The 15,379-nt window shown below is 40.7% G+C and carries 9 protein-coding genes and 1 pseudogene; 4 read left to right on the forward strand and 6 right to left on the reverse strand.

Features of this window, described 5'->3' with window-relative positions:
• Positions 1–40 precede the first annotated feature (40 nt).
• Both ON15_RS10800 and ON15_RS10805 read left to right on the forward strand, forming a co-directional pair.
• On the forward strand, positions 41–1,666 hold the full coding sequence (locus ON15_RS10800; protein WP_010581501.1) for a malolactic enzyme: 1,626 nt from the start codon (positions 41–43) through the stop codon (positions 1,664–1,666).
• A gap of 40 nt (positions 1,667–1,706) precedes the next feature.
• A complete protein-coding gene (locus ON15_RS10805) occupies positions 1,707–2,672 on the forward strand; it encodes an AEC family transporter (RefSeq protein ID WP_010581502.1) in 966 nt (321 codons plus the stop codon).
• A gap of 110 nt (positions 2,673–2,782) precedes the next feature.
• Here the strand turns inward: ON15_RS10805 and ON15_RS10810 are convergent, their stop codons facing one another.
• Positions 2,783–5,032, reverse strand: coding sequence for a glycoside hydrolase family 31 protein (locus ON15_RS10810; RefSeq protein WP_010581503.1), 2,250 nt, complete (start codon positions 5,030–5,032; stop codon positions 2,783–2,785).
• Positions 5,033–5,178: 146 nt separating this feature from the next.
• On the opposite strand from ON15_RS10810, the gene ON15_RS10815 reads away from it, so the two are divergent.
• Positions 5,179–6,135 carry a Dyp-type peroxidase gene (locus tag ON15_RS10815; protein WP_010581504.1) on the forward strand — a complete coding sequence of 319 codons (957 nt, stop codon included), beginning with the start codon at positions 5,179–5,181 and terminating at the stop codon, positions 6,133–6,135.
• A gap of 3 nt (positions 6,136–6,138) precedes the next feature.
• On the opposite strand, the gene ON15_RS10820 is transcribed toward ON15_RS10815, so the two are convergent.
• From ON15_RS10820 to brnQ, 5 genes are all read right to left on the reverse strand, one after another.
• On the reverse strand, positions 6,139–8,337 hold the full coding sequence (locus ON15_RS10820; RefSeq protein WP_010581505.1) for an ATP-binding cassette domain-containing protein: 2,199 nt from the start codon (positions 8,335–8,337) through the stop codon (positions 6,139–6,141).
• Positions 8,338–8,430: 93 nt separating this feature from the next.
• Positions 8,431–9,633 (reverse strand): DUF2075 domain-containing protein, encoded by a 1,203-nt coding sequence (locus tag ON15_RS10825; RefSeq protein ID WP_010581506.1) that lies wholly within the window; start codon positions 9,631–9,633, stop codon positions 8,431–8,433.
• 331 nt (positions 9,634–9,964) lie between these two features.
• Positions 9,965–11,371: a flavocytochrome c gene (locus ON15_RS10830; protein WP_010581507.1), complete on the reverse strand. Its 1,407-nt coding sequence runs from the start codon at positions 11,369–11,371 to the stop codon at positions 9,965–9,967.
• Entirely contained in the window at positions 11,371–12,771 is a 1,401-nt protein-coding gene (locus ON15_RS10835) for a class II fumarate hydratase (RefSeq protein WP_010581508.1), read from the reverse strand. The genes ON15_RS10830 and ON15_RS10835 overlap by 1 nt, the downstream gene beginning before the upstream one ends.
• A 193-nt stretch (positions 12,772–12,964) precedes the next feature.
• Complete coding sequence (gene brnQ, locus ON15_RS10840) at positions 12,965–14,296, reverse strand: branched-chain amino acid transport system II carrier protein (protein ID WP_010581509.1); 1,332 nt, start codon at positions 14,294–14,296, stop codon at positions 12,965–12,967.
• Between the two features lie 174 nt (positions 14,297–14,470).
• Between brnQ and ON15_RS12090 the strand changes: the two are divergent.
• Positions 14,471–15,379: pseudogene (locus ON15_RS12090) on the forward strand (IS5 family transposase); the annotation flags it as partial.

Genomic DNA, 15,379 nt, shown 5'->3' on the forward strand with positions numbered 1-15,379 from the left:
AACATAACTTAATTGCAAATACTCAGGAGGTTGGCAAATTATGAAATCAGCACAAGAAATTTTGAAGAACCCTTTTTTGAATAAGGGAACCGCTTTTACCTATGAAGAAAGAAAACAGTTGAATTTAATCGGTGCTCTGCCTAGTCGAATTCAAACACTTGCTGAACAGGCAACGCAGGCTTATGCCCAATTTCAAAGTAAAGATAAATTACTCGAAAAACGGATTTTTTTAATGAATTTGTTTAATACCAATCGGACTTTATTTTATTATTTGATGGGTCAGCATATTGTTGAGTTTATGCCAATCGTTTATGATCCGGTCGTAGCTGAATCAATTGAGCAATATAATGAACTTTTTTTACAACCGCAAGAAGCTGCTTTTATCTCAATTGATGATCCTGAGCAAATTGAAAATGCTTTAAACAATGCTGCCAGCGGCAGGAATATTCGCTTAGTCGTAGTAACCGATGCTGAGGGAATTCTTGGTATGGGCGACTGGGGCGTGAATGGAGTTGACATTGCTGTCGGAAAACTGATGGTCTACACCGCAGCAGCAGGAATCGATCCAGCCCAAGTTTTACCAGTTTCCATTGATGCTGGCACTAATAATCAAAAATTATTAAATAATCCGCTTTATTTAGGAAATCGTCATCAACGGATTTACGGTGAACGTTATGACAAATTGATTGACAAATTCATTGCTGCTGTTCAAAAACTCTTTCCAGAAAGCTTACTGCACTTTGAAGACTTTGGCCGTTCCAATGCTGCCAAAATTTTAGAAAAATATCAAGATCAGATCTTAACTTTTAACGATGATATTCAAGGTACTGGAATTGTCGTTTTAGCTGGCGTCTTAGGGGCGTTGAACATTTCAAAAGAAAAGATTACCGAGCAAAGATTCTTGACCTTTGGTGCTGGGACTGCAGGCGTTGGAATCACCCAGCAACTAATGGATAAATTAATGCGACAAGGTTTAAGTGCCGCTGAGGCCCGCAAGCATTTTTATCTAGTTGATAAACAAGGGCTGCTATTTGAAGACACACCAGATTTGACACCCGGTCAAAAGCTCTTCGTCCGTTCACGAGATGAATTTGCTAATTCCAATGAACTAACTAACTTAGCTGCAGTTGTTAAGGCCATCCACCCAACAGTTATGATTGGCACATCGACCCAGCCTGGCACCTTTACCGAAGCCATCGTTAAGGAAATGGCTGCTCATACTAAACGACCGGTTATCTTCCCACTTTCAAATCCAACCCGACTTGCCGAAGCTAAGGCTGCTGACTTGATCAAATGGACTAACGGCCGAGCTTTAGTTGCCACTGGGATCCCAGCTGGCGATGTCGAATATCAAGGTGTTACTTACCAAATTGGTCAGGCCAATAATGCTCTCGTTTATCCTGGAGTTGGTTTTGGAGCTATTGCCGCGGCGGCGAAAGTCATCAACGGTGAAACCTTGTCGGCAGCCAGCCATGCTTTAGGCGGGATTGTCGATCCAGATCAGCCCGGAGCTGCTGTTTTGCCTCCAGTTGCCAAGCTACAGGAGTTCTCACAAACGATTGCAGAAGTCGTTGCACAAAGCGTTATCGACCAAGGCTTGAGCAAAGAAAAACTGACTGATGCTAAAGCTGCCGTTGCCCAAGCAAAATGGGAAGCAAAATATTAATAACTTTTTAACGATAACTAACTAAAGGAGAAAAATTAAGATGCATGTCTTTTTAACTTCGGTTTCAAGTGTGACCGTGATTGTTTTAATCATGGCACTCGGCTATGTTTTACGCAAGAAAAAATGGTTTTCTGATAGTTTTGGTAAAAATATTTCGTCGCTGATTACTAAGATTGCTTTACCAGCATCAATTTTTATGGCCGTAATGAATAATTTAACCCGGGAGAAATTACTCGGTTTATCAACTGGCATTGTTTTTCCAATTTTAGGCGTCGTGATCGGCTATTTAATTGCCTGGTTGACAGTCAAAGTTTTAAAGATTCGTCCTGGTCGCCGGGGGATCTTTATGAATGGGGTGGTCAATGCTAATACAATTTTTATTGGCATGCCATTAAATCAAGCATTGTTTGGTGATCGAGCTACAACATATTTTTTGATTTATTACATCGTAAACACTGTTTCAACCTGGGCTTTTGGTGTCTTTTTAATTTCCAACGATGATCCAACTAATTTGAAAACTCATCAAACTCATCAAATCAATTGGAAGAAAATTCTACCAATGCCGCTGGTTGGCTTTCTTGTAGCAATTGTTTGGATGTTATTGAAATTACCAGTACCCAACTTTGCTGGTGAAACTCTCAGTTACGTTGGCGCGCTAGTTACGCCGTTGTCTTTAATTTATATTGGGATCGTCTTAGCTGATGCCGGTTTAAACAATATGAAACTGGATCGCGATTCAACCCTTGCCCTTTTAGGAAGATTTGTCCTATCACCGGTTGTTTTGATTATTTTGATTAAACTTGGAGCAGCCAGCGGGATTGAGTTGCCAACCTTAATGAGTCAAACTTTGGTTGTCCAATCAGCGACACCAATGCTGGCAGTCTTGCCGATCTTAGCAAATGAAGCTCATGGTGATGTCAACTATGCTACCAATATCGTCACAATCAGCACTGTCGCTTTTATTATCGTTGTCCCAGTTTTGATGGGGATTTTACAATTTATCTAATTTTTGGCAATTGATTGCCGGTAAAAACAAGCTACAACAAAAGCGAGTAACTTTAAAGTAGACCTGCCAAAGTTGATTTGGTCAGTTATACTTTAGTTACTCGCTTTTACTTATTTTGCTAACAAAATTTCGCTTAAAGCTGCTAGTAAATCGGCTGGTGCGATACTGGTCAAAGTTGCTAATAAGTTTTTGGGTGGCAAGGTTTGGATCATTTGCCATAAAACTTCCTTTAAATCAAAACTAATCTTAGAATGTTGAAGGATCTCAAACATTCTTTTTTGCCAATCAGGTTCCTGCAACTGACAAGGACCAAAATGGAGACAATAAGTTTTGCCAGGCTGAATGTTTCTCAAAATGAACGTCGTTTGAGCGGCCCTTAAATTAACTAATTTGATTTCTAAACAGCGATACAAAGGGGTAATTCGCTGTGGATCCCTGAGCTGAATCGTCAAATCACCGCTTTGCTGATTCCAATCAAAAATTGTTTGTGCAATTTTTTGCTGTTGATGTTCGGCTAAAACATAATGATTAGTTTCCCCGGGGAATAATTCAACTACCAAATTTACGGGCAACTGATCAGCTGCTTTTAGAAAATCAGGCTGAGTAACAATAATTCCGGCATTCTTGATTAAAATCGGATATTGATCCAGCTGGCGGTTCAAGGTAACGATCCCTGGTCCTTGATACCTTTGACCTGTAAGCCAATCTGTCCAAGTTCCTGCTGGCAAGTAAGCTTTCGTCGTCCCTAGCCCCGTTATCTGACTGCCTGGCTGGGTAATCGGTACAATCAACATTTCTGAACCAAAAAAGTATTCATTTTTGAAATGATAAGCGAGTTCCTGTTCTGGTTCTTGATAATAAAGCGGTTGAATTAAAGGAATCCCCTGTTGATGAGTGACAAGATTGGCCGACTCTAAGTATGGCAATAGTTTGGCACGCAGTTGCAAGAACTTGATCATTGCTTGTTGAATCGTTAATTCATAATTCCATGGCTCTTTGCTCATGAATGGATTGTCAGTACTATGCAGACGTAAAATTGGGCTAAAGACCCCAAGTTGAAGCCACCTTAATGATAATTCTGGGTCATATTGACCACGCATATGACCACCAATATCATGACTCCACCAGGTATAGCCGATATTGCTGGCAGTTGCTGTAAAATATGGTTGAAAGTCTAGAGATTTCCAACTTGCCACTGTATCACCTGAAAAGCCAATTGGATAGCGGTGACTACCAGGCCCAGCATAGCGTGATAAAATTAACGCATCCGTACTTTTACGCTGGAGCTGATCATGATAATGCAGATCATTCAAAAGCCACAGCGGGTCAGGCTGGTCTTTAGTTAAGGCGGTTCCTTGCTGCCAATCGATCCACCAAAAATCCACTCCCTGCTGTTCGAGCGGATGTAAAACGGTTTCAAAATAAGAATGAACAAATTTTGGATCGGTCAAATTAAAAGGGATCGTTTGGTGAGTCTTTGGATCAATGTCATTTTCTCTCGCAACTTGCGGGTATTTGGCTTCTGAAGGTCGAATGCCGGCAGCCGGATGCAAATTCAAAGTCACATGCTTACCTTGCGCATGTAACTGGGAAATCATTTTTTCAGGATTAGAAAACAGCTGTTTGTCCCAGGTAAAACCCGTCCAGCCACTACCATACTTAACAGGGATTTTAGTCGTATGCCAATTCATATCCAAGACTGCGACCGACAGAGGAATCTGTTTTTCACGAAACTTGTCCATAAGCTTTAAATATTCAACTTGTGTATACGAATAATAACGACTCCACCAATTGCCAAGTGCATAGCGCGGAATCAATGGCGGAAAGCCCGTCAGCTGAAAGTAGTCATTCAGTGCTGCCAAATAATCATGACCATAAATAAATAAGTACTGATCGGTTTCCCAAGCTTTTCGAGCAGTTAACTGGCCATTATGCTGCAATAAACTAGCTGAGTCATCTAAAACCGCCAACCCGTTTTTGGATAAAATTCCTTGACCAACTGGTACCGCTCCATCAGCATTGTCAAGAGTCCGAACAGTGCCACCAAGATTTTCGGGATCAGAGTCGCCAAAATGCCAGCGACTAAAATGTGTCTGATAATTATATTTTGTATCAATAAATAAATTGACCCCATTGAACTCCCCACCCCGATAATACAGATGAAAGGCCGCCGTTTCAATTTGTAAGGCAAAGCCGGCTTGATTAGTCATTACCTGCCATTCAGGCTGGGCAAAATCGCGGTTAATCACCGTTTGCGTCACTTCATCTGTAAACTGACCGTCGACTTGATATTCAATTCTTAACAAGCGATCCGTCAATAAGGTAAAACGAAAATTTTGTCCTGTAATTTGTTTAGTCATTTTTTCCTCCCTAATTTTTCGCAGTTTTCAAAATTAAACAGCTTGTGACTTGAATCACGATGACCAGCTGTGTTAAATTTTAATTGGAGTTATTTAAAAAAATTAAAAAGTAATAAAGATTCTATCTCAAACTAGGAGGAATTTTAATGGTACTTAAAATTAACCAAGCTCAAGATGTTTGGAAAGACGTCGGTCAGCAAGTTCAGTTTACGGTTTTGAAACTCAAGCGCCAAGATCCAGAAAAAGAACGCCAAAAAATTCGGGAATTTGCCGATCGTTATCAAGCCATCATCCGCTCATTGCGAATCAGATCGGCTGATTTAAATCAACAATCTAGTTTAAAAGTCACCTTTGGCTTCAGTTTTCAAGCTTGGACTTACCTGTTTCCAAATGCTGCTTGGCCCAAAGAACTTGAAACTTATCAGACCCTTACCAGCGATCGCTTTACGATGCCGGCCACTGATGGTGATTTGTTTTTCCATATTCGGGCTGACAACGAAGCCATTGTCTACGAAGCTCAAAGCCAATTTCGCCATTTTCTCAAGGAGATTACCACTGTTGTCGATGAAACTAAGGGCTTCCGCTATTTTGAAGGCCGAGCAATCATCGGTTTCATCGATGGTACCGAAGCTCCTGAAGCTAAAGATGCAGCCGAATATGCTTTGATTGGCGATGAAGATCCAGTTTTTGCAAACGGTTCCTATGCTTTTGCCCAAAAATGGCTGCATAACATGGAATTTTGGGATCATTTAAAAACTGAACAGCAGGAAAAAGGAATTGGTCGAAAAAAGTTCAGCGATTATGAACTTGATGAACAAGATAAATATCACAATGCTCATAATATCAGCTCTAAAATTGAAATCAATGGGCAAGAGCAAAAAATTGTTCGAATGAATGTGCCTTTTTCTGATCCAGCAGCCGGAAAAACTGGTACCTATTTCATTGGATATGCCCGCCATTGGAAGGTTACCAAAAAGATGTTGGAACAAATGCTGGCTACGTCAGATTTTCTGTTGAGTTTCTCAACGATTATTAGCGGACAATTATTCTTTATTCCTTCCTATGATCTTTTAAATCAAATTTCTAGTGGCGAATTCAAATAAATTTCAGCTTTGAGCTGCTAAAACTTGTTTTAAAGCCATCCCCGTGCGCGATTGCGGTTGCTTGAGGGAAGCTGCTGGAATCCCGGCAAAACAGATTTGACCACCGTATTGGCCAGCATCAGGCCCTAAATCAATCAAATAATCTGCTTGGGCAATCACGCGCAGATTATGTTCGATTAAAATCAAGGTATTTCCTTGATCAACAAGCTGATTGAACAACTTCAGCAATTGATCAGTATCAGCTAAATGCAATCCAGTTGTTGGCTCATCAAGAAAGTAGAATTCTCCTTGATGATTTAATTCTAAAGCTAAGCGGATCCGTTGCAATTCTCCGCCGGACAAAGTTGTCATTGACTGATTCAAAGTTAAATAGCCTAATCCGACTTGCATTAGCAATTGTAATTTTTGACTGATTTTTGGCTGATCGGAAAAAAATTCCAAAGCGGACTTAACTGGCAATGATAAGACTTGATCAATGTCTTTTTCGTGATAATGATAAGTTAAAGTTTCCTGGCAGTAACGTTTTCCCTGACAAAGCTCACAAGTTTGTACTACCGGATCCATAAAAGCCATATTGGTGATAGTAACTCCCTTACCTTTGCAGCGTGGACAAGCACCGCGACCATTATAACTGAAAAGCTGAGTTGAAGCCTGATTAGTTTTAGCAAATAACTTGCGGATTGGATCCAAAATCTGCAGATAAGTCGCCGGAGTTGACCGAATATTGATACCAGCTGTCTCTTGAGTTAAATCAACATAATCTGCGGTTATTTGTTGCTTAATTGCCGTAACTAAAGTACTTTTGCCTGAACCAGCTGGACCGGAAATAACGGTTAAAACTCCAGTGGGCAGCTTAACATTAACATTCTTTAAATTATGCTGTTGAGCTTTTTTTACTGCCAGCCAGCCAACTGGTTGCCGAACTTGCTTAAACTGTAGCGGTTGCCGCAGCATCTGACCGGTAATCGTCGCTGATTGCAATAACTGCTGATAAGTTCCAGCAAAAGTTACTTGACCGCCTGATTTGCCTGCTTGCGGACCAATTTCAATGATCCAATCAGCCATTGAAATGATAGCTGGATTATGATCAACCAAAATAATTGTATTGCCTTGATTTTTCAAGCGAATCAAGGCTTTTTTGATTAATTGAATATCATGAGGATGAAGCCCTACGCTTGGCTCATCTAAAATATAAACCAAATCTGACAACGAACTTGTTAAGTACTTTGCAATTTTAATTCGCTGCGTTTCTCCGCCAGATAAAGTATCAGTACTGCGGTCAAGTGACAAGTAGCCTAAGCCAATATCAATCAGTGCTTGAATTTTAGTCAATAATTCGCGAATCACTGAAGCAGCTAAAGGATTAGTGATTTTTTTCAAAAACTCAGCAATTTTAATTAAATCTAAGCTGCTGACTTGGGCGATATTCAAGCCATTAATCTTATTAGTCAAAACTTTAGCCTGAAGTTTTGTCCCATGACACAGTGGACAAAGCTTTCTTTGAACAACCGCCTGGATTGCAGCTTGATGATGCTTGCCCTCAGCACTATGAACGATTGAACGCATAATTCGCGGAACCAAGCCCTCATAAAGCTGAGTTTTTCCCCACCACTGCGGCGGATTTTTCAATTTTTGCTGTGGAGCATGCATTAATAATTCATACTCGCGTGGTGAATAATCCTGAATTTTTTTATCTGGATCAAACAAACCCGTTTTAGCATAGCGCTTCCAACGCCATGTTCCCGGACCAAAGCTGACAAAGGTAATTGCTCCTTCATTTAACGATTTTTTGCGGTCGATCAGTCGGTCTTCAGCTAATTGATCAACATAACCCAGTCCTTGACATTTGGGACACATTCCTTGTGGCAAATTAAAGGAAAAGCTGTCAGAATAGCCAATCCACGGCTGCCCAATGCGTGAAAATAACAATCTTAACAAAGAATAAATTCCCGTATAAGTCGCTAAGGTTGAGCGAGCGTTTTTACCGATTGGCTTTTGCTCAACAACAATCGCTACCGGTAAATGTTCAATTTTTTCAACATGTGGCTGGCCAAACTTTGGTAAATATTGTTGAGTAAAACTCGGAAAAGTTTCATTTAATTCTCGCCGCGAAGTTGCTGCCAAAGTATCAAAAACTAACGAAGACTTACCGGCACCAGATAACCCAGTAAAAACCGTGGTTTGGTATTTAGGAATTTTCAAATCAACGTGCTGCAAATTATTTTGCGTGGCATCTTTGATTGCAATAAACCCCTGTGAAAAATTTTATCCATCTTTATGTTACCCTCTTTTTACTTACTTTTTAGCTAACATTAAAAGTTTTTGCCGTAATGCTGGATCAACTGCGTAAATTCCTAAGCCATAACGGCCGCGTTTCAATAAAATATTGACAACATTTTTCAAGATTTTAATTTGCGCTGCTTTTTCATCCGGCAGATCGGCTTGATGACGTTTTTGCAGTGCCGTTTGGTCTTCGAACTTTTCAGGATGAAAAATTACTTGATCTGTTTTAGGCTCATAAGTGACACTCGGTCCCAAAATTACCCCCGCGTAATTCAAATCAAAGCCTTGAATCGTATAAATTGAACCAACTTCATTGATCGTCTCCGGCTGACTAGCCCACGGACGATCTTGATAATTGAAGCGATCCCATGGCAGCTTGAGTGATCCGGCTGTGACATACCATGGTTCACGGCTAAAGACGCGAAATGGAAAATCCGTGGTCGCCAAGATTCTTGATAAGCCACTGACTTGATCATGCGCTTTGACCCAGGCAAACAATGGCTGACCATCAGCGAAAATTCTTAATTCATAATCTGCAGCTGCCGGCAATGGTCTTAATTTACCCTCAATCAAAGAATTAATCCAAGCGGCCAATTTATCATCCTGGATTCTTAATTGCTGATTCAAATCGGCTTGTTCAACTGGATGACCAGCTAAATGCTGCTGCAATAATGACTTAGACCAGTAACTTTTGAGTTTAACCACCTGGTTGAAATCAGCAACTATTACTAAAACATGTGTCAGTCTCATGATTTCATCTAACTGATTAGCCGCTTTGAAATGATTAAACGGATCAGCTTGACTTAACAATAACTGCGCTTCATCAACAAAGACAATATCTGCCTGCTTTTGTCGTTTATTCATTCGATTAATAAAAGGGGTCGGCTTTTCAAAACTTTTCTTTTTCAAATAGTCAGTCTGACCGGCTATTTCCCAATAAATTTTCAACATTTCATTATGATTGACCAATAAATGATTGTCGGTTTGATAAAAAACTGAGTCTCGACTTTGTGTTCTTTTCTGCAATTCATTGAATACTGTACTCAAAACAACGCTTTTCCCCGCACCAGCATCTCCGCTTAAAACAAAAACAGCCGCGGTTTTGGCGTTTAGATGCTGACTGGCAAATTGCAGAATCTGCTGCGTGATTTGTTGCTGCTTTTGAGTCAGTTGAGCCTCCTTAGGCAAAATAAAGGTTGATTCAGTTAATGACAAAGTTTAAACTTCTTTCTATTAATTTATAATTTTATCATAACATGTTCGCTGGCAGATAAAAATTCATGCTGGTCTTAAAAACCTTCATTTAGCTTGCTTCTCATTGCCCAATTTAGGTCCCCAAAGAATCCCTAACTATACCATCCAGCTTTAAATGATAAACAATAAATCGATCAGTACTAAAATTTTCAGCACACTCTCTACTTAATTGTACACAAAACGTTTTTCCTTGCTATAAATTCAATGCAAAAAGTACAAAAAAAAACAAGCAAAAAATCATTGCTTGTCTGCTAAAACTTTAGAGCATTTTTCGAAATAATAAAAATCTTTCCTAGTTTTTAGCTTTTTGCAAATACTTAAATGCCTGTTGTCCTGCTTGGCGGCCGAAAACGACCGTTTCAGCAATCGAATTACCGCCAATCCGGTTATTGCCATGCAGACCGCCAGCGACTTCACCACCAGCAAACAATCCCTTGATCGGCTGACCCTCTTGATCAAGTACTTGGGTTCGATAATTAATTTTAACTCCACCCATCGTATAATGAACTGCCGGTGCAATGTGGATTGCAAAATACGGTGCCTGAGTAATGCCCCGGTCCATTCCAGTTGCACGGGCAAATTGAGGATCTGCCTGCTGATTAACAGCTTGATTCCAGTCAGTCAGCGTGGCCGTCAAATTAGCCTCCGGAACTTTAATTTTATCAGCTAACTCGGACAAATTTTGGCCATGGATCACTAAACCAATATAGTCATAAAAATCAATTGCTTTAGCGTGCTGGCGGATTCCACCATCAAATATCAGATAAGCAGCTTTTTCAGGTAATCGGTTAATTGCTGCCGTCACATTTTTCCGCGTATCCAATTCATTAACAAAACGCTGTCCTTGCTGGTCAACTAAAATTGCTCCTTCACCACGAACAGCCTCACCAATCAAATAAGCATGCTCTGTATCTTGTTGAACCGTTGGATGCACTTGAATCTGGTCTAAATCAACAAAAGCTGCTCCAACTTCCTGGGCTAATTTTAAACCATCACCTGTTGCTCCTGCTTGATTAGTTGTTTGATAGCCTGATAGGTCTGGCCGAACTTGCTTAATCAATTCTCGATTGGCTCCAAAACCGCCAGTTGCAAGAATGACCGTTGACGCAGCTAGTTTCCGACTTGTCCCAGTTGGCAGCTTAAGGCTCACCCCAGAAATGCTAGCCGTTTGATCTTGCAATAAATGTTCCACCTGAACACCGGCAAAGACTGGGACTTGGTGTTTTTCAATTTGCTTTAAGAGGTTAGTAATCAAGAACCCCCCAATTGGTGCTGTACTGCTTGGGCGATGTGTTCGCTTGATTTTCATGCCACCAGTGATTGTTACATCATCTAAAATAATTCCATGATCGGCTAGCCAATCAACGGCTAAAGCTGCATGAGAAGTGAAATAATTCAACAGCTGCGGATCATTTCTTTGACCACCGCCTAGAAAAGTATCTCGGTAAAATTCCTGGTAACTATCAATGATTCCATGTTTCAACTGGACGCTAGTTTCAGCCGCATTCATGCCTGATGATGCGCGATTGGTATTGCCGCCTAATTTGGTCATTTTTTCAAAAACTGCTACCTGCAAGCCAAGTTCACTGGCCTGCAATGCAGCTGTCAGTCCCATTCCACCAGAACCAACAACAATCAAATCATAACTAGTTTTTAACTCAGTTAAATCCGTTGGCTGAAAAACATATTTTTTATCCATTATAAAGTCCCCTTTTCCTGAATATTGGTCATTGTTAACGGATCGACCCATTGATCAAATTGTTCAGCGGTAACTTTGCCGGACTTTAAAGCTGCCTGGCGCAAAGTTAACTGCTTTCGATCAGCCAATTGGGCGATTTGAGCACTGGCATGGTAACCGATATGCGGGGATAAGGCAGTGACTGTCATCAATGAATTATCAACCAATTCTTCCATCCGTTGAGCATTAACTGTCAAACCATGGATTAGTTTATCAGCAAAGCCTTTGATCGTGCCAGTTAGTAATTCGGCTGACTCTAAGAAGGCATCGATCAAAACTGGTTTATAAACATTCATTTCAAAATTCCCCTGTGAAGCAGCCAGACTCACCACGACATCATTGCCGATCACACGAACAGCCGCCATGGTCAAGGCTTCCGCCTGTGTTGGATTAACTTTGCCTGGCATGATCGATGACCCTGGTTCGTTCGCCGGAATATTTAATTCACCATAGCCAGCCCGGGGACCACTGGCTAAGAAACGCACATCATTCGCAATTTTCATTAAATCAGCTGCCAACGTCTTCAAACTGCCATGAACAACATTTAACCCCGAGTGGGCCGCTAAGCCGTAAAATTTATTAGTCTCAGCTGTAAAATTTAATTGATAAATTTGGCTTAATTTTTCAGCAACTCCAACCGCAAAGCCCGGCACTGCATTCAAACCAGTGCCAACTGCTGTCCCGCCAATTGCTAATTCCAGTAAAGTTGGAGTTAATTGGTGCAAATAATTTAAATCATGTTCCAACATGCTGATCCAGCCACTGACTTCCTGACCGAAAGTTAATGGTGTTGCATCTTGCAAATGCGTGCGGCCGATTTTGACTACTTGCCAATACTTAGTTTGTTTGACTTTCAGCTCAACAATTAAATGCTTTAGTTCAGTTGTTAACTTTTGAGTCGCTAAAGCTGCCGTAATGTTCATAGCAGTCGGAAAAACATCATTCGAGCTTTGACCGCGATTAACATCATCATTTGGTAAAATAGTAATTTGCGAGTCAAGCTGGGCAGCTTGATGGGCAACAACTTCATTGACATTCATATTTGTCTGAGTCCCTGAACCCGTCTGATAAACATGTAAAGGGAAATCCTGTTGTAGCTTTTCAGCAGGTAAATTTAATAACTGATCAACTGCTTGAATGATCAACGTTGCTTTGGCTTGCTCCAAATTTTCAAGTTGGCAATTGACTTGGGCAGCTGCTTTTTTAATCTGTAGCAAGGCTCTAATCATGGAGAGTGGCATTGTTTTACCCGTTGGAAAATTATGACGGCTCCGCTCAGTTTGAGGCCCCCACAATGCCTGAGCCGGGATTCGTACTTCACCTAATGTATCAGCTTCAATTCGAAATTTATTTGCTGTCATCAAACTGCCTCCTAAAAGCTATTTAATCATCATCTTTTACCTGCAATCATACTATCGTTGCTCTCTGCTCGTCAATTAGCATTTTGCTTAAATTCAACCCTTTAATTTGAGCATAAAAAATCCCGGCTTGTTAGCCAAGATTAAAGTTTTCCAAAATTAAATTCATGCAAGTGATTTTAAAGAATAAATTATTCTATTTTACCTGCGATTTTCCAACCACACCAACGGCAGCCTGTCCTTGAGCAAAATGCCAAACCAGTCCTAAAGCAAAGCCAACAACTGCTGGGACTAACCAATCTAAACCAACATTAGCTAATGGCAGAAACTTTTGTTGAAAATTGGCAACGACTAAACCAAAAGAACTTTGACTAACAACTGCTGGGAATGAGACTACCATATCAAAGAAAGCTGGCACGACTGTTAAAACAACCGTTGTCAAGTAAACCCGTGAGTCACGTTTGAACCATGGTGAAGTAATCGACAGCACAATTAATGCCATTGCTAATGGATATAAGAACATTAGCAGCGGAACCGACCAAGTAATAATTTGATCTAAGCCAAAATTAGCAGTTAAAAAAGACGCCAAGCAGCTAAAAGCCAACCAAACATGATAACTGACTTTGGGAAAATGCTTATGAAAGTCTTGCGCAAAAGCTGCAACCAAACCAACCGCGGTGGTCAAGCAATTTAAAGTCAATAAAGTTGCTAAAAATGCTTGTCCAATACGTCCAGCATAGTAATTAACAATTTGGGTAAAAGCTACCCCGCCATCTGCTGAAACTTTAAATTTTCCAAGTGACATGGCACCTACTAAAATTAATAGCAGATAGATTAGACCAATCGCTGCCATCGTCAAGATACCTGCACGAGCAGTAGTTAGCGCAATCGACCTTGGCTTTTTCTTTCCTAATTGTTTAACAGCTGTGACAACTGTTACTCCAAATGCCAAGCCAGCTAATGCATCCATCGTATTATAGCCTTGCAAAAAGCCATTAGTAAATGGATCACTCAAGTATGCTTTGGTGACTGATGCCGTTGTGGTACTTCCTAATGGATTAGTGAACGCAACTAGAAAAACAACAAATAATAGAAGCAAAAATAACGGATTTAATACTTTACCAACATTTTTGACAATATTATTTTCTTTATATGACAAAATAAATGCCAGGCCAAAGAATAGTAACGAAAAAACAAACAGGCCGATTTGATCAAATTGTTTCGGCAAAAACGGTGCTACTCCAACTGTAAATGAAACAGTTGCTGTACGCGGAGTCCCAAAAAGCGGCCCAATCGTTGCATGAATCAAAACCATAAAAACTAAGGCAAAGGCTGCTCCTAAAGGCTTACCAATATCGTAAACTCCTTCGGAACGAGTCACTGAAATTGCTAAAACTGAAAATAATGGCAATAAAACCGCAGTGATTAAAAAGCCTAATGCTGCTAACAACCAATGACTGCCGGCTAGCTGTCCCAGATGCAATGGAAAAATTAAATTTCCCGCTCCAAAAAACAAACCAAACAGCATTGAACTAACTAGTGGATACTGAATAATTCTGCAATAACTAATTTAATAGTTGATAGATCATATTTGTTGTATAATAAATGCATGTGATATGGCGCTAATTCGTCGTTTCCCATGCATTTTTTAGAAAACGGGGTGCAAAAAATGGTTTATCGGATTAAAGCAGTTTAACTTTCAATTGATTCTTTTGGACAAGAGTTAGGTGTTGCTTTGAGTCCCCCAAATAAGTGGGTTCAGTTGGCCAATCAGTTGCCCTGGCCTAAGCTGGAAGCCGTTTATACCACCGTTTTCCCGTCAAAAGTTGGTCGAGCTAGGAAACCTTTTCGGCTGTTTTTCGGTGCTCAATTAATCAAACAAGCAACTAACCTATCAGATGTTGAACTGGTTAATGCGATTCGCGATACACCAGCTTATCAGTACTTCATTGGGCTTCCCAAATATCAAATTGAGTTACCTTTCAGTCCTTCTGCCATGACAGTCTTTCGCAAGCGAATTGCACCCATTAGCCCTGAGTTGCGAACGATCATTGGCGACTGGGCCAAACAAGAGCTGAAACATTCTTCGACTGATGATCAAACAATCATCGTGGATGCGACGGTTGTGCCAGTAAACATTCGCTTTCCACAAGATTATTCACTACTCAATCAGGACGCACAACGCTTGAAAAGTTCATTACTGAGTTGGCTCACCAGTTAAACACTCAGATTCCCCGAACCTACAAGCGAGAAGCCCACAAAGTTTATGTTTGTTTCACCAAGAAGCCGCGACGTTCAGCTAAAGAAACTCGATACCAGGTTAAAGCGCAGCTGCAGTATGTGCGACGTGATTTACGTTACGTCCACGAGCTCCGTGAACAAGGCGGTCAGCTGTCGGAACGTCAATTGGTTAAGCTGGCAACGATTCAACAACTGTTTGAGCAACAGAATTTCATGTATCAAAATAAGACTCATCGAGTTAAAAATCGCATCGTTAGTCTGTCACAGCCTTATGTGCGGCCAATCAAACGCGGGAAAGCCCGCCAGAACACAGAGTTTGGTCCTAAGATGGACGCTTCCATTCAGAACGGCATCATTGAAATTGAACGGA

The organism is Liquorilactobacillus vini DSM 20605 (assembly GCF_000255495.1).
GTDB classification, from domain to species: Bacteria; Bacillota; Bacilli; order Lactobacillales; family Lactobacillaceae; genus Liquorilactobacillus; species Liquorilactobacillus vini.